This is a genomic window from Pseudomonas syringae group sp. 26L6 (assembly GCF_032587815.1).
Taxonomy (GTDB): domain Bacteria; phylum Pseudomonadota; class Gammaproteobacteria; order Pseudomonadales; family Pseudomonadaceae; genus Aquipseudomonas; species Aquipseudomonas amygdali.
Map to the genome: position 1 here is coordinate 137,721 of NZ_JAWHPJ010000053.1, position 20,294 is coordinate 158,014.

Below are 20,294 nucleotides of genomic sequence, written 5' to 3' on the forward strand. Positions count from 1 at the left end.
GGTTTGCTGTGCTGTTTCGGCTGGAGCCTTTGAGTTCGGCATGCACAGGTCATGCACTGGAACCGTCAACGGATCCGGGACCACACAGCCTTTGTCGATCCTGTTCAATTGGCGGGTAGCCGGACGTTTCGCTGTTTCTGGCGTTGTTTGATCGACACTTCGCTGCATTGCTTTCGCGCAACTACTCGTTCCGGACAAGCCCGCCTCAGCGTTTTGCTGTTCAAACTCCGTAGACCGAGAGGGAATTTCCATGCACATCAACCGATCCGCCCCACAACCGCCTGGTATTGAGATGGAGAGCTTTCGAACCGCGTCTGACGCGTCTCTTGCTTCCAGTTCTGTGCGGTCCGTCAGCTCCGGTGCGCAGGACAATCTGCATGCGATTACTGATTACCTGAAGGATCATGTGTTCGCTGCACACAAATTGCCGTTGACCGACTCATTGGAGGACCACGCTGCCATTCATGCTCATAACGAGCAGATCGATGCGCTGATCGATGCACGCGCCAGGCGTTTGAGCGAGCAGGGCGAAACCCGTGCAAGCATCGGAGAAACATTTGCCAAGGCGGAAAAGTTCGACCGATTGGCGACTACCGCATCAAGCGCGTTACGGGCCACGCCATTTGCCGCGGCTTCGGTGCTTCAGTACATGCAACCGGCGATTAACAAGGGCGATTGGCTACCTGCTCCACTCAAGCCGCTAACCCCTTTTATTTCCGGGGCGCTGTCGGGAGCGATGGACCAGGTGGGCACCAAGATGATGGATCGCGCGACGGGTGATCTGCATTATCTGAGCACCTCGCCGGACAGGCTCCATGATGCGATGGCTACTTCCGTGAAACGCCACTCGCCAGGGCTTGGCAGGCAGGTTGTGGACATGGGGATTGCGGTGCAAACGTACTCGGCGCGCAACGCAGTACGCACGGTATTGGCGCCGGCACTGGCGTCCAGACCGGCAGTCCAGAGTGCTGTTGACATCAGCGTGTCGACGGCGGGTGGTCTGGCTGCCAACGCAGGCTTTGGCAACCGCATGCTCAGTGTGCAGTCGCGCGATCACCTGCGTGGTGGTGCATTCGTGCTCGGCCTGAAGGATAAAGAGCCCAAGGCTGATCTGAATGAAGAAACCGACTGGCTCGATGCTTACAACGCGATCAAGTCGGCCAGCTACTCAGGTGCGGCGCTTAACGCTGGCAAGCGGATGGCCGGCCTGCCACTGGACATCGCGACTGACGGGCTCAAGGCGGTGAGAAGTCTGGTCTCGGCAACCAGTCTGGTACAAAACGGTGTTGCCTTGGCGGGCGGTTTCGCAGGGGTAGGCAAGTTGCAGGAGATGGCGACGAAAAACATTACCCATCCGGCGACCAGTGCTGCGGTCAGTCAGTTGACCAACCTGGCGGGTTCGGCAGGCGTTTTCGCAGGCTGGACCACCGCTGCACTGGCGACTGACCCTGCGGTTAAAAAAGCCGAGTCGTTCATACAGGACACGGTGAAGTCGACTGCGTCCAGTACGACAGGCTATGTCGCCGACCAGAGCGTAAAACTGGCGAAAACCGTCAAAGACAAAGGCGGGGAAGCGCTCGTCAATACCGGTGCCAGCTTGCGCAACACGGTCAATAACCTGCGTCATCGTCCCGCTCGTGAAGCGGATATCGAAGAGGGTGGTATTGCGGCGTCTCCAAGTGAAACACCGTTTCAGCCTGGGCGGTCGTAAGCAAACTGTAAGTTGCAATTAGACGGTAAAAAGGGGTGGGTTCAACGAGTGAGGCCACCCCTTTTTTCCAGCTGTCCGGTTGGGATTCAAAGCTCTGTGTGTTGGGTCGAGGCCTTGGTTTTATCATAGGCATGTTTGACATCGGTCATGGCGATGTTGCTGGTCTCCAGCTGCAGGTCTTCGCTGTCGCTTTTTACCAGTGCGAACTTGCCGTGATTAGCGTCTACACCGTCCAGCTTGATATTCATGTCATCAAACTGCTTTTCACCATTGGTGCGAACCAGCGTTCCGAAATTGTTGGCTTCGAAACCAGCGATGTTCAAATGAGTGTTCGCGTTAAGTTGGACAACCTTATCGTCTGCGTTTTCAGCACTGCTGTTTTTGATTTGCAGATTGGTCACCTTTGCGCCTCCCTCGCCCTTGACGGTGATCATGTCCTCCCCGACGTTTTCGGCGTGCACGTTATCGATGGTGACTTGCTGGGCGTCCTTGGCTTTCACGTGTATGCCATCCACTTCGTTCTCACCCAGGTTAGCGTTTTTCAAGGTGGCGCCTTCTGCCAGTTCGAACAAAGGCTTCTGGTTTTCGCTCTGGTCTCCGTTACCCATCGACTTGTCGGCGGTGAAGGTTGCGCCGTGTGCGTCATAGACTGTGTTGGCAGCGACTTTGATGGTGTCTTTCACCACAATGACCTTGCCTGCCTGGTCGTTGGCGCCCGCTGTATCCGAAACCGGACCCGTGCCTGAGGTATGGTTGGGGTTGGCCAGTTGCGGTGTGATTTGCGGTGTTACGCCATCATCGTTCTCGCTGCTGCCTTCGACAGAAGGCGTGTTGCCACCTGTTGCAGTGGGTGCAGGGCTGTCGCCGCCGTCACCGCCTGTTGCAGTCGGCGTATCGCCACCGCCATCACCTGTTGCAGTGGGTGTATCGCCGCCGCCATCGCCCGTTGCGGCTAGCGTACTGCCGTCACCGCTGTCCCCGCTATCGGTTGAAGGCGTACCGAGCCCGCCATTGTTCTGAAAAGGGTCCTGCCACTCGCTCGAGTCCTGATCTGTGTCCTGTTTTTTATTAAGGTTCATGAGCATCTGCAGCAGTGAAACAATCAATGCACTGAACAGCTTGATGAGGTTGGACTCGGGGTTTGCTGTGTTGTTGGCATCCTGCGGGCTCTGCACGCTGTTGTCAGGTTGCCCGAAACTGACGTTTTTCGGTGCGGCGCTGTTGAACAGCATGGCACCAGCGTCTACGGCCTGTGGGGCGTTCTCATCGTGGAAGGTGTTTGTCTGCGGGCTTTTTTCACTCAGCGCCGAGAAGTCCAGCGCGGCTGACGTGGGTTGGTAGGGTGTGGGGGTGATACCGATGCTCATGATGTTTTACCTCGATGGGGTGGACATATGAACCAGCGTCGTCTTCCGGATTTACCAGCGTCGGTCGCCGCGTCCCTGTCAGTTCTATAGGTCGACGAGGAATTCGCCAGATGTTGCTCGAAGTGAGTGGCAAAGCGAGGTGAGCGGTTCCCGTTTCGCCGCTATTGATGGCGATGTTTTCAATACGCCATCCCTGGTGCGCTTGACGAGCACACGGAACCAAAACGCCTTTACCTTCGACTCAGTGCGGAACACACCGACAGAAAAACGGTGTGGTCTCATATCGCACTCAGAGGCCGTGAAATGACCAATAATGACCCGTACCACACCCTGATAAATGAAATCTGCGCGCTCAGCCTTATTTCCACGCCTGAACGTTTTTACGAGTCTGCCAATTTCAAAATCAGCGAAGTGGACTTCACACTTCAGTATCAGGATCGCGATGAGGGCCGTGCTGTTTTGATTTACGGCGACATGGGAGCGTTGCCGACACGCAATCGTGACGCTGCATTGCTGGCGTTGATGGACATTAATTTTCATATGTTCTCGGGTGCCCATAGCCCGGTTTTCTCCTGGAATGCTCAGACCAGTCGGGTATTGCTCATGGGTTCCGTGAGCCTGGAGCGAGCCTCTGCCGAAGGCGTGCTGCTGTTGATGAAGTCGTTCGCTGATTTGGCGAACGAGTGGCGCGAGCATGGGTTCATCGGGCAGGTCAAAACAGCAGGTGCCCCGGTTGAGCAGCCTGTTGCCACGGCAGCCAAACGCGAGAGCCTATCGGCCTCAGGGAGGTTTCAATGAACACTCCGCGAATCGGTGGATCGGGCGGCATCGAGCTCGCCCGGATAAACCAGCAGCCCGATGCGATTCCCGCCCAGACCGCTCACCCGAATGCAGTGACGCCAGGCATGAATCCGCCGCTGACTCCCAATCAGGCAGGGCCGCACGCAGCCGAAAGCTCGGCTACCGGTGCCGCGCGGCTGAATGTTGCGGCGCGACACACGCAGCTTTTGCAGGCCTTCAAGGCTGAGCAGGCGACAGCTCCGGTCAGCGGCGCGCCGATGATCAGCTCGCGTGCCGCGTTATTGATTGGCAGCTTGCTACAAGCTGAAAAGCTGCCTTTTGAAGTCATGGCCGAGCGTCTCTCCCCTGAGCGCTATCAACTGAAGCAGTTTCATGGTTCGGACTTGCAACAACTGCTGGACAAGTTTACCCAGCCGGGTCAGGCCCCCGACAAAGCCGAAGTCGGTCAACTGATCAAGGGCTTCGCGCAATCGGTCGCCGATCAACTGGAGCACTTTCAGTTGATGCATGACGCTACGCCCACCAAGACAGGCCCGCATGCCAACGAGGATCGGGCGACTCTTGCCGTCAGTCAGACAGCCCTTGGCGAGTACGCCGGTCGTGCGAGCAAGGCAATCGGCGAAGGGCTCAGCAAAGGCATCGTGTCGCTGGATGATCACATCGCTGCACTGGATGTGAGCCTGCAAAGTGCCGAAGAGGGCGCCAAGGACGCTTTGCACGCTAACAGACAGGCGCTGGTTGATGCGAAAACCACTCTGGTCGGCCTGCACGCCGATTTCGTCAAATCGCCAGAGGCCAAACGCCTTGCTTCGGTCGCCGCACACACACAACTGGACACCGTCGTCAGTGATCTTGTCACTGCCCGCAACTCGGTTGGCGGCTGGAAAGGTGCCGGGCCGATTGTCGCGGCTGCGGTTCCACAGTTCCTGTCGTCAATGACGCACCTGGGTTATGTGCGTTTGTCCACCAGTGACAAGCTGCGAGAGGAGGTGCCTGAGACCAGCAGCGACGCCAGCATGCTCAAGGCGGCGATAACCGGAATGGTCGCGGGCATTGCCCACGAGACAGTCAACAGCGTAGTGAAACCGGTGTTTCAGGCTACTTTGCAGAAGACTGGCCTGAACGAACGGCTGAACATGGTGCCACTCAAGGCTATCGATACCAATTCGGTGATTCCTGACCCCTTCGAACTGAAAAGCGAGCACGGTGAGCTGATCAGAAAAACGCCCGAGGAAATCGCTCAGGACAAGGCGTTCGTCAAGGGCGAACGCGCAGTGCTGAATCAGAAGAAGGTCCAGGGTTCGTCCACCCATCCAGTGGGTGAAATGATGGCTTACAGTGCCTTTGGTGGTTCACAGGCCGTGCGCCAGATGCTCAACGATTTACACCAGATCAATGGTCAGACGCTGAGTGCAAGAGCCTTGGCATCCGGCTTTGGCGGGGCGGTGTCTGCCAGTTCGCAAACGCTTTTGCAGTTGAAGTCGACGTATGTCGATCCCGCAGGGCGCAAAATTCCGGTATTCACGCCAGACCGAGCCGAGACAGAGCTGAAAAAGGATCTGGCCAAAGGTATGGACCTGCGCGAAGCCTCGGTACGTACCACGTTCTATAGCAAGGCAATATCGGGTATTCAGAGCTCGGCGCTGACCTCGGCACTGCCGCCTGTGACAGCCCAGCCGGAAGGCGCGCGCGGTACGCTCAGTGCGGGGAATATCCTGCGCAATATGGCTCTGGCCGCAACGGGCTCGATTTCCTACCTGTCCACGCTGTACGCCAACCAGTCTGTCACCGCCGAAGCCAAGGCGTTGAAGGATGCGGGGATGGGGGGCGCAACGCCGATGCTGGATCGTACCGAAACAGCCTTGAACAACATCCGCCATCCGAACAGGGCATCGCTGCCACATACCTTCCAGCCGAGCACGTTGAGCGGTATTCCAAGGGCTATGGAAAGCGCTTATCACATGGGACGAGGCGCGTTGCAGCTGCCAACCCAGATGGCCGTGGACACGGTTCGAGTGTTGGCAGACGGTGCGCTGAACGGCGTGTCGTCAGCACGCGCTGCGCTTACGCCAGCAAAACCGCCTGAAGCTCGCGGGTCCGTCGACGAGCTCCGGAACACGGCCCCAACGCCGCCATCCAGCCCCACAGTGCAGCGGCCGGCACCCTCCGTTCCGCTTGACGACGAGCAGTTGCGGGCGCTCGAAGAAGGCTTGCTCGCTCCGCGTTGATTCCAACGCCGGGCACAGTCCGTACCTGTCTGCTGTCCGGCTGATTCAGACTGCTTTAACGTTAAAGGACTATAACGATGAGAAACCCGACACCCGATTTTGCCCGCTTCATCAACGCTCTGGGCGTCCAGCTCGGTACATCACTGGCCTTGCAGAATGGCGTATGCGCCCTTTACGACGGCCAGAACAACGAAGCGGCGGTCATCGAATTGCCCGAGCACAGCGAAATGGTCGTCTTTCATTGCCGAGTAGGCCGTTGTCCGGAGCGTTCCACTGATCTACAGCGCCTGTTGAGCCTGAACTTCGACGTCGCCCGTTTGCACGGTTGCTGGTTTGCTGTCGATCAGGGCGATGTACGTCTATGCGCCCAGCGTGAACTGGCATCGCTCGATGAGCCGGCGTTCTGCGACGTGACTCGCGGCTTCATTTCCCAGGCTCGTGAGGCTCGCGCATTTCTACAGGCTTGAATAAAAAAGCGCCGCGTAAAAGCGGCGCTTTTTTCCACTGTTTGCGTTTTCAGCTTTTCAGTTCAAACCCTTCTTGCTTCAACTTGCTCGCCGCTTCCTTGAGCGACGCCGATGGCCGCGACAACTCGCCGTCAAAGGTGTAACCAATCGGTTTGTCCTGGTCTGCGCCATAAATGAAGTTGACGCGCCCCAGCGTTTTAGTGACGCTCATATTCGCTCCGCTGTTATAGCTGACCAAGGGGGTGGGTGAGGTGAAGTTTTCAGCCTGAGTCGCGGTGTGGAATACCACCAGGCGCTTGATGCGCATCTGGTTGCGGTCTCCCAGAAGGGCGGAGAGGTCGCTTTGGGTCATGGTGCCGTCCAGGCTACCTTCGTCGATTTTATCGACCAGCGAGTCCTTCGGTTCCAGCCTTACGCGCGCCAGCGTCCCGATGCTGCCCTCCATATCCTTGAGCATGGCGCGGAGCTTCGGATCCTGGCGCATGAACTCGGCAACCCTGGCCGCATTGCCGGGGGCGCTCGCTTCACGCACTGAGCCCATGATTTTGGTGAGTATGCTTTCACTGCTCAGGCCGGAGAGGTTGGTTTTGCTGGTCTCAAAACGTGCGTTATCCATCACGCTGTGCTTATTGACTGATGCCCGATGCTCGACCGCCCCGCGTTTCAGACCACGAAGCGCTTTGTACTGCTTGTCGTTCTGCCATTGAGTGTCGGCAAACAGTTCTTCAAGGCCGTCGAGGTGCGCCTGAATAACCTCATCCGGTTTCTTGCCTGCGTAACGCGCATTCAGCGGGTCGGCCAGTTCGGCCAGTTTTGCTTTGGTCGTGCTGTCCTTGAATGCCTCGCCGAGGCTTTTAGACAGCTTGCCCAAACCTTCGGTGGTTATCGGCTTGGCGACGTTATAGCGAAACTTGACCCGTTTGACAGTCCTGTTCTCTACGCTGAAATTGACCGCTACTCCCAGATTGTTGGCGGCTGTCTGTGACGCGGGCGTCGGTCCCGGGGCGGAGGCCGGTGTGCCTGTGGGGGCCGTGTGGGTGCCGCCGATCTGACCTCGAAGCTGCCCGCCAAGCGTTGCGTTGTTGAGAAAACGCGGGCGGTTCTTGCCGCCTTCGCGCAACTCGGTCTTGTCGTTTTTCTGGGTCAACGAGTAATCGGTGTAGGTCATCAGGTTAACGGTGATGTTCGCCGCAAATCCGCCGCGTACCACCGCAGAGAACGAATCGCTATTGGGATCGGCATCCGGGTCTCTGTTTTCGGTCAGATTTATCCCTGCGCGTAGATCGGCAGTTCCGCCCGCCGTGAGGTCGAAGTTGAATCGCCGAGCCTCGTAGGTCTCATGGTCTACTGCCTTCTTAAGCACCTGCAATGGATTCAGCTTGCCTTCAAACAGGTCGTCGACGAATGCGTCGATGTCTTCATCCGGAACGTTGAAGACCACGCCGGCACGTTGGCTGGCGGCGACGGTGGCTGTCACGTCCACGCCCAGGCGAAAGTTGGGGGTCAACGTGCGGTTGTTACCGACGTCGACACTACGAGCAGGATGGTTTTCGTCAAAAAAGCCCGGCCAGTAGTCTTTGCCGGCACCGAAGCCACCGCTTACGTTTCCCGCACCTTCGCTGATCAGATACAGGGTAACGCCGCCCTCGCAACGCTCGGCATTGAGTATGTAGTTACGGTTGCCGGTGGTGCCTGCCGTTGGCCATAGTCCTGTGGACTTGTCGGCAAGAATGATGAACGGGGTGGTAAGGTTCAGTCCGTAACTGCGTTGCAGCCCGATTTCGTCGTCGCCATGCTCCAGTTGCTTGAGCATGCTTTTGAATTTCCCGGCCAGCTCCGCCTGGTCCTTGCTGCCTGTGGCTGCGCGCATGTTGACGCTCACGGCATGGTCAGCTTTTTTGAACGATTTGAGGAATGTCTTGACCGCTTCATAACCGCTTTCCAGCGCTTTGTTATCGGTAAAGCCCATGTCTGTAACCACCTTGACCGGGTTTTCGCCGTAAGTCACATCACGTAGCGTCGCCAGTTTGTTTTGTAACGGATCTATGTCGGCTTGCGGCGGTAGCTGTTCGACCTCGTCGAGCAGCGCGCCGAGGCTTTTCAGCGTGACCAGATCCAGCGCCAGACGCGCTTTACTCAGGCCATGCTCCTCACTGGCATCGCGGCGCTGCCCCAAGGGTACATCGGCTTTCTGGTGGCTGAGTTTCAGCCCTTGATACTTCAGCGCGCCGAGTAACTTTTTGGTGGGGTTTTCAGCAGACGGAGCAACTTGAGTCAAGGCGTCCTGAAGCTCCTTGACCAGGTCATGTCCAGAGCTTTTGAAGTTGAGCTTTGTGCCCAGCTCAGCGAGTTTCTTGCCGAACTGAGTGCGCACCGACGGCTTGGCCAACTCACCGTGCTGGTTGAGAATGCCATCTTGTTGCCTGAGGTTTTTCACCTTGCCATAGCTTTGGCCGATAGACATCAGCGCCGTATAGCTGTGATTTTCCAGCTCTTCGCGCAGGGTTTCCAGTTCCTTGACCAGCGTAGCGCCTTGAGGCCCCAGTTTTGATTCCAGTGCGGCAATGCGCGCTTTCAAATCCTTGCCCGGGGCTGGTGGCCTGCCGCCGGACTCATTGATCAGCTCCAACTGCTTGAACAGCATGGACTCGGTTTCATAAACCTCATTCAGACCCAGACGACCGTGGTGGCGATGTTGAATACTGTTGCCAACGTTCTTCATCCAGCGGGGCACTTCTGCGGTGTTTTTGTAGACGTTGGCGCGTATGAATTCGCGGGTGCTGGCTTTTTTGGATTTCTCCACACCGCTGCGCCCGAATGCATTGATGTCCATTCTGAGCGTCAGCCCGGTTTTTGGAATTCGCCAGGTCTTGTTCGATCCCGTGATTCGCGAGTGCACGTCATTCAAACCGTTTTCTTCTACCGGGCGCTGCTCGAAAGCTTGCCATTTGCCTGCACTGAGCCGCATCAGACCCTGGCCCTCGGCGTCTTCGATCTGGGCGCTGAGCACGTTGTCGTCATTGGCGAAAAGTGCCTTGACCGGCTGACCCCCAGGTAGGGCAACCGGCGTCCAGCGGGCGCGCATCTGATCCCCCAGCTTTGTCGATTGCCAAGCTTCCTTGGGCAGGCAATAAAGCCCGCCGGTACTGGTGAGCGCATGAAGGTTCTGTTTTTCATCCAGAGCAAGGCTCTTGATATCGCCCTCCAGGCCGGGGATATCGAGAGTGAAGGGTTTGTGATCCTTGCTGTGGGCGGTCAGCTTGTTCTGGTCATCAAGGGCGACGAAGCATTTGTTGCTGACCATTGCAAAGGCTGTGATCACTCGGTCGTCGAGGCCTTCGATTTCCTTGCCCATCTCGACTGTTGTCGAGCGCGCGGTCTGGGCCAGCGCTGTGTTGTGGTCAAAGGCCATGTTGGGGTGTTCAGGAGTCACCTTGAGCGCGTGCAGTTTGCCGCCCTTGAGCACATAGGCGTTGCTGTCGGCACCGCGTTGCAGGCGCTCAATATCTTTTATACCGGCGTCTTTCCAGCATTCGGGCGTCGCGTCCCAGCGCTGAATGCGTCCTTCGCTCAGGCCAACCAGACCCGCACGATCAAGGTTGAGCCGGTCAGCGGCGGTGGGTGCCGGGGGCATGCTCAGCCCGCGATTGTTGCTCAGTACCAGAGCATTGGTCAGGTTCCAGCCGCTTTCCAGTTTTGAATCCTGCTCATTGAGCGCGTGGGAGTGAATCTCGCCCTGGCGGTTTTTGATCAATGCATGCACACGGCCGTCATCCCCATTGATGAATCCGGTGACGCTGTCGTGGCCACCCAGCGGCAGGCCTGCCAGTTGAAAGTTTGCCTGATCGGGCGTCAGCTTCAATTGCGGGTCATTGCTTTCAAATGCACTACGGTCCGCGCTGTAAAGTCTGCCTTGGGTGTCTGCTATGAACAGCTTGTTGTCGCTCAGGCCGACCGCAGCTGCTTGCGCCTTGCCGCCGTCGAGTTCAAGCGCTTTTGTTTTCTTCTCGGTCAGATCGCCAATCACCGGGCTCATGTCTGTGAGCAGGATCGCCTGAGTCTCCTTGCCGCTGAGCAATGCCGCTCTGTTGTCCGGTGCCACCGAAAATGACTGCAGATCCTTGACTTCGATGTGCGGCATGAAAGGGCTCGTGAGGTCGACTACCACATCGTCGCTTTTCGCATAGACCGAGCCGTTGCCGCCTGTGGCCAGACTATTGAAAGCAATGTCCTCCGTGCCTTCAGGCGCTTTCCAGCGAGCACTGAGCGGGTCGAACTGATAGAGCCGGTCTTCATGCACACGCATACGCTCGCCGTCGTGCCTGAGAAGCACGCCGGTGATGTGAGCGATGTGCGCCTTGCCGGGTAACTCTTGAGTCTTGCGTCCGCTGGCGGTGTCGATGTGAATGTTGCCGTCTTCACGCTCCAGTTTCACCGCTGGCGGTTTCTTTCCTTCTATATGCAGTGCTTCTTTGCTGCTGCGGATCAAGGCTAGCGAACTGTCGTCCTGCGCCAGGTGCAGCAGGTGCCCGTTGGCCTGTAGCAACTGATGGCCGTGAACGCCGTCTTTGCTTTGATGGGCCAGGTAGGTTTGCCTGGGGGTGGCGAGAATGGAATCCAGCAATGGAGCCAGGCCGGGAGTATTGAACGTGGAGAAATCAGGCTTTCCCTTGGCGTCCAGTTGAATGCTGCCTTGTGGCTCTGAGTTGCGAACCAGTTTTTCGTCTTTCAGCTCGAAACGGCCTCCGTTGCTGCGCGTCATCATCGATTGCCGAGAACTCTGGATAGTAGCCGGCTCGTCCGGGTCTTGGGCTTTGGTGCCGGAAGTGCTGGCGCCGCTATGCCCCGCACGCGTCACTGGCTGGCGCGTATCGTCCAGGTCATCAAGACTATTGCTCGATAACTGAGATACAGGCGCTTTATTTTTGGCTGTCTTCGCATTTGAAGTGGGCTGTGAAGGCTTGACGTTTTTTACGGTGGGAGGCGTGGCCGCTTTCTGCTGCGGTGCCTTGGATTTCTGGAACAGTTTGCTGACGTTCTTCAGCGCTCGCTTGCCGACACTGCTCAGTGAGTGCGAGGAGCGTTGTTTGGGTTGTTCGGTTTTTTGCTGTAGATCAGTTGCAGCGTTCGTGTTTGCCGGGACTGTCGGCTGAATGATGCCTCCGGTGTTGCGGTGGATCGATGATGAATGCACGGTGAATATCCCTGTCCATGTGCCACTGATGGCAGCCTGATGCAAAGCTTGAAAATTCCTTCATTGGCTGAGTGGCACCTGATAACGGCGGGTTCCATCGCAAATACTTATGGCTGAAATGATTCAGCAAGATGCATTGCGCGGCTGATATCGGTTTCAAAAGGGAACCGTAACGGTGAACGTGCCACGTAGGATGGACACGTTCAGGACATTCTCCCCATGCCCGCCGTTGCCTCCATCGTATCGAGCCCCCGCTTGCTGGCTCGCGCTATTCAAATTGCTGTGCTCGCACTGGGCTCGCTGTGTGTGGGTTGTCAGTCTGTGGACTATTCAGCACCCCGGCAGGAACGCAATCCGCGTCTGGTTACGGGCCTGGTCTACTGGGGGGGAGATGATCAGGAAGGTGCGCGGGCGGCAGAGAAAATTTCCGATTTGCCCGTCTATAACGGCGAGGACGTGTGGCAGCGCGTTGCGCAACGCAGCAGGCTGGCCGATGGCCAGGGTATGAATGAGCGTATCGCTCGCCAGCGCGATTGGCTGCTGAGCAATCGTGGGTTTATCAGTGGGGCAAGTGTCCGGGCCAGCCCCTATCTGCATTTTATTGTCGAGCGCCTGGACGAGCGCAACATGCCGTTGGAGCTGGCGCTGTTGCCAATGATCGAAAGCTCCTACAACCCGATGGCCAATTCACCGGCTGCGGCGGCTGGCCTGTGGCAATTCATGCCTTCTACCGGGCGCAGCTTCAATCTTTATCAAAGCGCTACGTACGACGCTCGCCGTGACGTGGTGGCCTCCAGCAAGGCAGCGATGGATTACCTGACCCGCCTGCATGATCAGTTCAATAATGACTGGCTGCTGGCACTGGCGGCCTACAACTCGGGCGAAGGCACTGTCGGCCGGGCGATCGAGGCCAATCGGCGGCGCGGACTGCCTGTTGATTACTGGCACCTGAATTTGCCCAAGGAAACCCAGGATTACGTGCCCAGGCTGCTGGCGCTCTCGCTGATCGTGCGCAACGCCGCTACCTATGGTGTAAAACTCACCCCTGTCGCCAATACGCCATATTTCGACGTGGTCGAACTCAACCATGCAGTAGACCTGACCCAGCTTGCAGCCACTGCGGGTGTGGATGAGGGCCAGTTGCTGAGACTCAACTCGGCGTTTCTGCGCAAAAAAACGCCAGATGGACCAGGGCGGTTGCTGTTGCCCAAGACTCAGAAGCAAGTGCTGACAGCCGGTATCGCGCGAATAACCGGGGAATCTCCTGTGACTATGGGCACCCCTCAGCGCATTGATAAGCCTGTGGTCGAACACTTGGCATTACCCCAGACGGCACAGCCGGTGAGGGTGGTCGAGCGAACGCCGGTGCCCAGGCCAGCGCAGCCGGTTGAGGTAGCTGAACGGGCACCTGTGCCCAACCCAGTGGAACCCATGCGGGTAGCAGAGCAGTCTTCTGCGCCGCAAACACCACCCTTGGTACCGGCTGTCGAGCATAAAGAGCCGCCGATGACCCCGCGGACACCGGCAAGGGAGGCATTATCGGTACCTAGCGTGGTACACGCCGGACGCTACGTAGATGACCGCTCGTCGCCTCGCAGACGTGATGATATCGAGGATCGTACGGGTCCGCGCGAGCTGCCAAGCGGCCCGCGTATCGTGGTCTATGCCAGCGGTTCACGCTAATAACCTGCGGTTTTAAAGCCGGATGTCTAGCAAAATCACCTGAAAAATGCCCTTATTTGGTGCTTTTTCTTGTTGGCGTTTCGGTGTGACTCGCCGTTAAGACGCAATATTTCAACGCTGATACGTCCTTGTTTTTGTTCTCGTTCGCGGCAGGTAGCCATGAACTTTTTACGCTCGCCGACTATTTTTGCTGAACTTTTGTAAAGTTTTGTACGCAAGTGCTTACACACATTTAGAAACATTCTTCCGTGATGACGAGGTATCACCGTTCGTTATGGTCATCGCCTTTGGCGTGGCGACAGCTTGCGATTGACGGATTGTCCTACACTGAATCCTTTCAGTTAACTATCTCTTCGATCAGATTTTGAGCCCGCATGCTATGAAACCCACCCGTTCGGATAGCCGAATGGGTGGGTGGCAAAAAGCTATCTCGTTTCGAGCCCAAAAACCGGGAGGATTTTGTAACCCTCCATGCCAAGGGTGAGCGGCGTTCGGAAAACCGAATGTATGAAAACCCATGAGTCACCCTGTCGAGCGTTACGTGTAACATCTTCCGTTCCCCATCAGTAAGTTAAGTTTCACTGTCGAACTTTTCATTTTGGTCGGGTAGTTTGTTACGTTTACTTTCCTTGAAAGGGGACGGCTTGAGTATGTGTTTCCCGTTTTAATTTCTTTCAGCCCGTTATTAAATGAGCGCTTGTAAAACGGCCTATAACGTTAAATTTATTTTTATGAGTTGAGTGACTTTTCTGTGAAATTTTTTTTAATAATAAACCGTGTGCTTACATGGTTTTTTGCCAGGGTCCAAGACGGGGCAGTGCGGTTGACTCCCCGGAAGCCGGGGGTTTTAACGTTTTTTTGAGCAGTAAGCGCTTGATCGGATTACAGTATCGATAGATTAAGCTAATCATCCCAACAGTCTGGCTCTATGCTGGGGTTGTGCTTCATATGACGATATTACTATGATAATAATTCTCAACTTTGTGAGGTTTTTCTCATTTCATGGGGAACTAAATTACTATATGTATGCCTTGTAAGACGTGGTATTAATAATCCGCTTGCCACCCACAGTGAGAGTGATCGATGAGCACAGACATTGATAAGGACGTCCGAGCGTGTTGGGACGTAACTGCATTATCCGCTGGTCATCAAATTGCAATGAACAGCGCGTTTCTGGATATGGACTTACTGCTGTGCGGGGAAACCGGGACGGGTAAAGACACCCTGGCCAATCGCATTCATGAGCTGTCCAGCAGGTCCGGGCCCTTTGTCGGCATGAACTGCGCCGCCATCCCCGAATCGTTGGCAGAAAGCCAATTATTCGGTGTCGTCAATGGCGCATTTACCGGTGTCTGCCGCGCTCGCGAGGGCTACATCGAAGCGTCCAGCGGCGGCACGCTTTACCTCGATGAAATCGACAGTATGCCGCTTAGCCTCCAGGCCAAGTTACTTCGCGTGCTGGAGAGCCGGGGGGTCGAGCGGCTGGGCTCAACCGAATTCATTCCACTGGATCTGCGCGTGATTGCTTCCGCCCAGCGCCCTCTGGATGAACTGGTGGAACAAGGACTTTTTCGTCGCGACCTGTTTTTTCGGCTCAACGTGCTGACGCTTCACTTGCCAGCCTTGCGCAAACGTCGCGAACAGATCCTGCCATTGTTCGACCAGTTCACCCAGGAGATTGCCGCTGAGTTCCAACGTCCCGTTCCTGTACTGGACAACGGTCGTGTGCAGATCCTGCTCAGCCATGACTGGCCGGGCAACGTGCGCGAACTGAAATCCGCAGCCAAGCGGTTTGTATTGGGGTTCCCGCTGCTGGGGGCCGAGCCAATGGATGCGCGCGATCCGGTGACAGGTCTGCGCATGCAGATGCGCGTGATCGAAAAGATGCTTATTCAGGATGCGTTGAAACGGCATCGACACAATGTCGACGCTGTGCTTCAGGAGCTCGAACTGCCTAGACGTACGCTTTACCACCGCATGAAGGAGTTGGGAGTTGCTGCATAGATCGCAGCAACGGCTGGAGTCCAAAAAGCTGATGTCTCGGGAGTCATGTGATGGATCTTGATGAGGGGTTTGATGACGACCTGGACGAGGAGCGTGTTCCAAATCTGGGGATCGTCGCTGAAAGCATTTCGCAACTCGGTATCGATGTGTTGCTGTCAGGCGAGACCGGGACTGGCAAAGACACGATTGCCCAGCGCATTCACACAATGTCTGGCCGTAAAGGTCGCCTGGTTGCGATGAATTGCGCTGCGATTCCGGAGTCGCTGGCAGAGAGTGAGCTGTTTGGAGTGGTCAGTGGTGCGTACACCGGTGCTGACCGCTCCAGAGTCGGCTACATCGAAGCGGCACAAGGCGGAACGCTGTATCTGGATGAGATCGATAGCATGCCGCTCAGCCTGCAGGCCAAGCTGCTGAGGGTGCTGGAAACCCGAGCACTGGAACGACTGGGTTCGACATCCACGATCAAGCTGGATGTCTGCGTGATCGCTTCGGCCCAGTCGTCTCTGGATGATGCCGTCGAGCAGGGGAAATTTCGTCGGGATCTGTACTTTCGCCTTAACGTGTTGACGCTCCAACTGCCACCCTTGCGCACACAGCCTGAGCGCATTCTGCCCTTGTTCAAGCGCTTTATGGCCGCGGCTGCCAAAGAACTGGACGTCGCCTCGGCCGATGTCTGTCCGCTGCTTCAGCAAGTGCTGTTGGGGCATGACTGGCCCGGCAATATCCGTGAGCTCAAGGCTGCTGCAAAGCGCCATGTATTGGGTTTCCCGGTGTTGGGTGTCGACCCGCAGAGTGAAGAACACTTGGCCTGTGGGCTCAAATCCCAGCTGAGGGCGATTGAAAAGGCCCTGATTCAACAGTCACTCAAGCGTCACCGTAATTGCATCGATGCGGCAAGCCTGGAGCTGGACATGCCACGCCGCACGCTCTATCGACGTATCAAGGAGTTGCAGATCTGATTTTTTGCAGAGCGCTGGAACCGATTTAAGGGTCGTTACCACCTATCTGTACCAAGCAATTACGCTGGTACAGACCAAGGGGTATCACGTTATGAGCATCATGAGTTCTCTGACTAACGCGGGTCGCGGTGTCGTTAACACAGTGGGTGGCGCTGCGCAGGGTATCAACAGCGTCAAGAGCAGCGCCGACCGCAACATTGCAATGACAAAATACACGGGCAGCACTGACAGTATCGACGCTACCCGCTCGAGCATCAGTAAAGGTGATGCAAAAAGCGCCGAGCTTGACGGCACTGCGAACGAAGAGAACGGCCTGCTGCGTGAGACGAGCATGCTGGCGGGCTTCGAAGACAAGAAAGAAGCGCTTTCCAACCAAATCGTTGCGAGCAAGATCCGGAACTCGGTCGTCCAGTTCTGATTTCTTGAATGCCCCCTTCACACAGAGGGGGCTGCTACTTTGAGGAGGTTGTGATGCAGAGTCTCAGTCTTAACAGCAGCACGCTGCAAAGCCCGGCGATGGCGCTCGTTCTGATCCGTCCTGAAACCGAGACAACCGGGCCGAGTACATCCAGCCGGGCGCTTCAGGAAGTGATTGCGCAGCTTGCCCAGGAGCTGACTCACAATGGTCAACTGGACGAGAGTTCGCCATTGGGCAAGTTGCTCGGCAAAGCGATGGCCGCCAGTGGCAAGGCTGGCGGCGGCCTCGAGGACATCAAGGCTGCGCTGGACACGCTTATCCACGAAAAGCTGGGCGACAATTTTGGCGCTTCTGCCGACAACGCCTCGGATACCGGACAACCCGACTTGATGACACAGGTGCTCAATGGCCTGGCCAAGTCGATGCTGAATGATCTTCTGACCAAGCAGGATGACGGAACTCGTTTTTCCGAGGACGACATGCCGATGCTGAAAAAGATCGCGCAGTTCATGGACGACAACCCCGCACAGTTTCCCAAACCGGACTCGGGTTCGTGGGTGAACGAACTCAAGGAAGATAACTTCCTCGACGGCGACGAAACAGCGCAGTTCCGCTCGGCACTCGACATCATCGGCCAGCAATTGGGCAGTCAACAGAATGCAGCTGGCGGTCTGGCGGGCGATAGCAGCGGTGGTGGCTTGGGCAGCCCTGTGAGCAATACGGAAAATTCGCCTGGTTCACTGGGTGATCCGCTTATCGACGCTAACACCGGCCCCGCCAGCAACAGCAATTCCAATGGTGATGTTGGCCAGTTGATCGGTGAGCTGATAGACCGGGGACTGCAATCGGTATTGGCCGGTGGCGGCTTGGGAACACCTGTGAGCACCGCCAATACTGCCCTTGTGCCTGGCGGCGAACAGCCGAATCAGGACCTGGGTCAGTTACTCGGTGGCTTGTTGCAGAAAGGTCTGGAAGCGACGCTTCAGGATGCTGGCCAGACCGGGACCGGCGTGCAGTCCAGCGCTGCTCAAGTTGCCTTGCGGCTGGTCAACATGCTGCTGCAAAGCACTAAAAACCAGGCTGCTGCCTGACTGATACCCGCCTGACGGAGAACTCAAGTGACCGTTTCCCACCTTGGTAATGTTAAAAACATCTCGCCGGAACTTGGGCAGGATATGCCACAAGGGCTCGTTTCAGAACCTCCCCAGGCGGATGTCGATATCTTCACCGCCGCAACGCGCCCGGATAATGTTTCAAGCGGTGCACCGCTTTCCGAGCATATCGCCAGCGCGATTTCCGGCGGTCTGGGCGAAACCGAAAAAATGTCCCAGCAAGCCATGCGCTCCATGAAAAAGGCCTCGGGCAGCGGAGAGGCACTGGATATCGCGGCGATGACTCGCACATTGTCGCAATGCTCGCTGCAGACAGCGCTCACGACCAAAGTCGTCAGCAAGACTGCGCAGGCAATCGACAAGCTGACCAACCTGCAGTAGAGGTTCTCGTGAAATTTCTGAGCGCAGGGCTGCTGTTGTTTTGCATGTTGTTGCTTGGCGGGTGCAGTGATGAAACCGATCTTTTCACTGGCTTGTCCGAGCAGGACTCCAACGAGGTGGTTGCACGCCTTGCGGATCAGCACATCGATGCGCGCAAGCGCCTTGAAAAGACCGGTGTCGTGGTTACGGTCGCAACCAGCGACATGAACCGCGCCGTACGTGTGCTTAACGCTGCCGGCCTGCCACGCCAGTCGCGCGCTAGTCTGGGCGACATCTTCAAGAAAGAAGGGGTCATCTCGACTCCTCTCGAAGAGCGTGCCCGCTACATCTATGCCCTGTCTCAGGAGCTTGAAGCCACGTTGTCGCAGATAGACGGTGTCATCGTGGCCAGAGTGCATGTGGTGCTGCCGGAGCGCATCGCTCCGGGCGAGCCGGTGCAACCTGCTTCCGCGGCCGTATTCATCAAGCACTCGGCTGCGCTGGACCCGGACAGTGTGCGTGGGCGTATTCAGCAGATGGTCGCCAGCAGCATCCCCGGCATGTCTGCGCAATCGGCAGAATCGAAGAAATTTTCCATCGTTTTTGTACCGGCCACCGAGTTTCAGGAAACGACGCAATGGGCCAGCTTCGGACCGTTCAAGCTCGACAGCGAAGAGTTGCCGTTCTGGCACCTGATGCTTTGGCTGGTACCGGCCGGTGTTGTTGTATTGCTGCTGATTATTGCGCTGCTGCTGCGCAGTGACTGGCGTGCCGCGCTGCTTCGGCAGATCGGGTTCGGCGCGCGGAGTCGCTCAACCGTACCGGCGCGTGCCTGATGGAGCTGATTGCCGAGGACCACTGGGTTCAATGGTGGTGCAACCCCTGGCAGTTTGCGCATCCGGACTGGCAAAGCCGTTTTGCCTTGAACTGCGGACTGACACTCAGTGACTGTGATGGGCTGATGGCCAGTCGTCACAGCGTATTTTTGCAGAGTGTCGGCATTGAACCCGATCAACCGCCGATGCCTGCTGAGCCGGTGTTGCGCTGGCTGGTGCTGACACCTTTACAGCGTGAACGGGCGCTGGATCTGGCCCGGCGCATCTGCTTTTGCCGAAATGAAAGCGATGGCGCTGACGGGCAATGGTGCTGGGCGCTGACCAAAGCGCTGCGCCCCGGCGTCTGGCTGGAACTTGCCAACGAAGACCCTCGCTTGCTGTTGGGGGCCTGGCTGGGGCCTGAGTATTGGTCGCGATTGCGTCTGGCCTGGGCGCCAGATGAGCTTCCCGACACCCCGTGCGAGGCACCCGAGAATAAACTTCAGACGTTGTGGCAGGCCATTTTATGGCGTGTCACGGCGGTTTGAATTCGATCCGGTTCGCTCTGTATCAGGAATTCCCCATGCTCGCCAAACGCAGTATTACGCTGACTGCCACTGCGCTTCTGCCTGAACCTGTGCTGCGTCGTGAAGACATTGCCAACAGCCTGCTGGCTCGCGATGTTCTAGCCGACGCGCAGCGCCAGGCAGAGCAAATGCTGGTTCTCGAACAACAGAAGGCCGACCTTGTGCATCAGCAGGCGCTGGCCAGTTTCTGGGAAAACGCCAATGCGTTCCTCGGTGAACTGCAGGTGCAGCGTGAAGTGTTACAGCAGCAAGCAATGGCTGCCGTAGAGGAATTGCTCAGCGAGTCGCTTCGGCACCTGCTTGACGACACGACGCTGGCCGAGCGCGCCAGGGCACTGGTGAAAAATCTCGCGGCCAGTCAGCTCAACGAAGCGGCGGCGACCCTCAGCGTTCATCCCGACATGGCCGAGCCGGTCGCCGAGTGGCTGGCTGACAGCCGGTTTGCCCAATACTGGCAGCTCAAGCGCGACCCATCGCTGACCACCGAACGCCTGCTTCTGAGCGATGCCAATGGCGCGTTCGACATCGATTGGGCGACGCTGCGCAACGGGCTGGCAGGCCGTGACTCGTCTGCCTGAAACAGGCTCT

The 20,294-nt window shown here is 57.0% G+C and carries 15 protein-coding genes; 13 read left to right on the top strand and 2 right to left on the bottom strand.

Annotated elements, in window-relative coordinates; translation table 11 throughout:
* The first annotated feature begins 340 nt into the window (after positions 1-340).
* Complete coding sequence (locus RYA97_RS20880) at positions 341-1,711, top strand: type III effector (protein WP_316886469.1); 1,371 nt, start codon at positions 341-343, stop codon at positions 1,709-1,711.
* An 86-nt stretch (positions 1,712-1,797) separates the two neighbouring features.
* Here RYA97_RS20880 and RYA97_RS20885 read toward each other — a convergent pair whose 3' ends face one another.
* Positions 1,798-3,078, bottom strand: coding sequence for a pectate lyase (locus tag RYA97_RS20885; protein WP_117140305.1), 1,281 nt, complete (start codon positions 3,076-3,078; stop codon positions 1,798-1,800).
* 303 nt (positions 3,079-3,381) lie between these two features.
* On the opposite strand from RYA97_RS20885, the gene RYA97_RS20890 reads away from it, so the two are divergent.
* The 3 genes from RYA97_RS20890 to RYA97_RS20900 all read left to right on the top strand — a co-directional run bounded on the left by RYA97_RS20890 (position 3,382) and on the right by RYA97_RS20900 (position 6,574).
* Positions 3,382-3,876: a CesT family type III secretion system chaperone gene (locus RYA97_RS20890; RefSeq protein ID WP_117140306.1), complete on the top strand. Its 495-nt coding sequence runs from the start codon at positions 3,382-3,384 to the stop codon at positions 3,874-3,876.
* The gene (locus RYA97_RS20895) at positions 3,873-6,107 is read left to right on the top strand and encodes a restriction endonuclease (RefSeq protein ID WP_117140307.1); all 2,235 of its coding nucleotides are present in this window, start codon (positions 3,873-3,875) and stop codon (positions 6,105-6,107) included. The genes RYA97_RS20890 and RYA97_RS20895 overlap by 4 nt, the downstream gene beginning before the upstream one ends.
* Before the next feature lie 77 nt (positions 6,108-6,184).
* The gene (locus RYA97_RS20900) at positions 6,185-6,574 is read left to right on the top strand and encodes a type III secretion system chaperone (RefSeq protein WP_002552395.1); all 390 of its coding nucleotides are present in this window, start codon (positions 6,185-6,187) and stop codon (positions 6,572-6,574) included.
* A 49-nt stretch (positions 6,575-6,623) separates the two neighbouring features.
* Here RYA97_RS20900 and RYA97_RS20905 read toward each other — a convergent pair whose 3' ends face one another.
* A complete protein-coding gene (locus RYA97_RS20905) occupies positions 6,624-11,768 on the bottom strand; it encodes an AvrE-family type 3 secretion system effector (protein WP_117140309.1) in 5,145 nt (1,714 codons plus the stop codon).
* 219 nt (positions 11,769-11,987) lie between these two features.
* Here RYA97_RS20905 and RYA97_RS20910 point away from each other — a divergent pair, with 219 nt between their 5' ends.
* The 9 genes from RYA97_RS20910 to sctL all read left to right on the top strand — a co-directional run bounded on the left by RYA97_RS20910 (position 11,988) and on the right by sctL (position 20,284).
* Positions 11,988-13,451, top strand: coding sequence for a transglycosylase SLT domain-containing protein (locus RYA97_RS20910; RefSeq protein ID WP_016980448.1), 1,464 nt, complete (start codon positions 11,988-11,990; stop codon positions 13,449-13,451).
* 1,083 nt (positions 13,452-14,534) lie between these two features.
* On the top strand, positions 14,535-15,455 hold the full coding sequence (locus RYA97_RS20915; protein ID WP_046832674.1) for a sigma-54-dependent Fis family transcriptional regulator: 921 nt from the start codon (positions 14,535-14,537) through the stop codon (positions 15,453-15,455).
* 50 nt (positions 15,456-15,505) lie between these two features.
* Positions 15,506-16,414, top strand: coding sequence for a sigma 54-interacting transcriptional regulator (locus RYA97_RS20920; RefSeq protein ID WP_005743301.1), 909 nt, complete (start codon positions 15,506-15,508; stop codon positions 16,412-16,414).
* Between the two features lie 91 nt (positions 16,415-16,505).
* The gene (locus RYA97_RS20925; RefSeq protein WP_016980446.1) at positions 16,506-16,832 is read left to right on the top strand and encodes a membrane protein; all 327 of its coding nucleotides are present in this window, start codon (positions 16,506-16,508) and stop codon (positions 16,830-16,832) included.
* Between the two features lie 53 nt (positions 16,833-16,885).
* Positions 16,886-17,923 carry a type III secretion system effector HrpZ gene (gene hrpZ / locus RYA97_RS20930; RefSeq protein WP_117140308.1) on the top strand — a complete coding sequence of 346 codons (1,038 nt, stop codon included), beginning with the start codon at positions 16,886-16,888 and terminating at the stop codon, positions 17,921-17,923.
* A 27-nt stretch (positions 17,924-17,950) separates the two neighbouring features.
* Positions 17,951-18,325 (top strand): type III secretion system inner rod subunit SctI, encoded by a 375-nt coding sequence (gene sctI, locus RYA97_RS20935; RefSeq protein ID WP_016980445.1) that lies wholly within the window; start codon positions 17,951-17,953, stop codon positions 18,323-18,325.
* 8 nt (positions 18,326-18,333) lie between these two features.
* Entirely contained in the window at positions 18,334-19,140 is an 807-nt protein-coding gene (gene sctJ / locus RYA97_RS20940; RefSeq protein WP_010201826.1) for a type III secretion system inner membrane ring lipoprotein SctJ, read from the top strand.
* Positions 19,140-19,667, top strand: a complete 528-nt coding sequence (locus RYA97_RS20945; protein WP_010201825.1) for a hypothetical protein — start codon at positions 19,140-19,142, stop codon at positions 19,665-19,667. Before sctJ ends, RYA97_RS20945 begins: the two co-directional genes overlap by 1 nt.
* A gap of 35 nt (positions 19,668-19,702) precedes the next feature.
* On the top strand, positions 19,703-20,284 hold the full coding sequence (sctL, locus tag RYA97_RS20950) for a type III secretion system stator protein SctL (protein ID WP_005778263.1): 582 nt from the start codon (positions 19,703-19,705) through the stop codon (positions 20,282-20,284).
* The last annotated feature ends 10 nt before the right edge of the window (positions 20,285-20,294 follow it).

Coding starts and splice junctions, on each gene's coding strand:
- RYA97_RS20910 (WP_016980448.1), top strand. CDS start 11,988: ATGCCCGCCGTTGCCTCCATCGTATCGAGCCCCCGCTTGCTGGCTCGC.
- RYA97_RS20915 (WP_046832674.1), top strand. CDS start 14,535: ATGAGCACAGACATTGATAAGGACGTCCGAGCGTGTTGGGACGTAACT.
- hrpZ (WP_117140308.1), top strand. CDS start 16,886: ATGCAGAGTCTCAGTCTTAACAGCAGCACGCTGCAAAGCCCGGCGATG.
- RYA97_RS20925 (WP_016980446.1), top strand. CDS start 16,506: ATGAGCATCATGAGTTCTCTGACTAACGCGGGTCGCGGTGTCGTTAAC.
- RYA97_RS20885 (WP_117140305.1), bottom strand. CDS start 3,078: ATGAGCATCGGTATCACCCCCACACCCTACCAACCCACGTCAGCCGCG.
- RYA97_RS20945 (WP_010201825.1), top strand. CDS start 19,140: ATGGAGCTGATTGCCGAGGACCACTGGGTTCAATGGTGGTGCAACCCC.
- RYA97_RS20895 (WP_117140307.1), top strand. CDS start 3,873: ATGAACACTCCGCGAATCGGTGGATCGGGCGGCATCGAGCTCGCCCGG.
- RYA97_RS20890 (WP_117140306.1), top strand. CDS start 3,382: ATGACCAATAATGACCCGTACCACACCCTGATAAATGAAATCTGCGCG.
- sctL (WP_005778263.1), top strand. CDS start 19,703: ATGCTCGCCAAACGCAGTATTACGCTGACTGCCACTGCGCTTCTGCCT.
- RYA97_RS20900 (WP_002552395.1), top strand. CDS start 6,185: ATGAGAAACCCGACACCCGATTTTGCCCGCTTCATCAACGCTCTGGGC.
- RYA97_RS20920 (WP_005743301.1), top strand. CDS start 15,506: ATGGATCTTGATGAGGGGTTTGATGACGACCTGGACGAGGAGCGTGTT.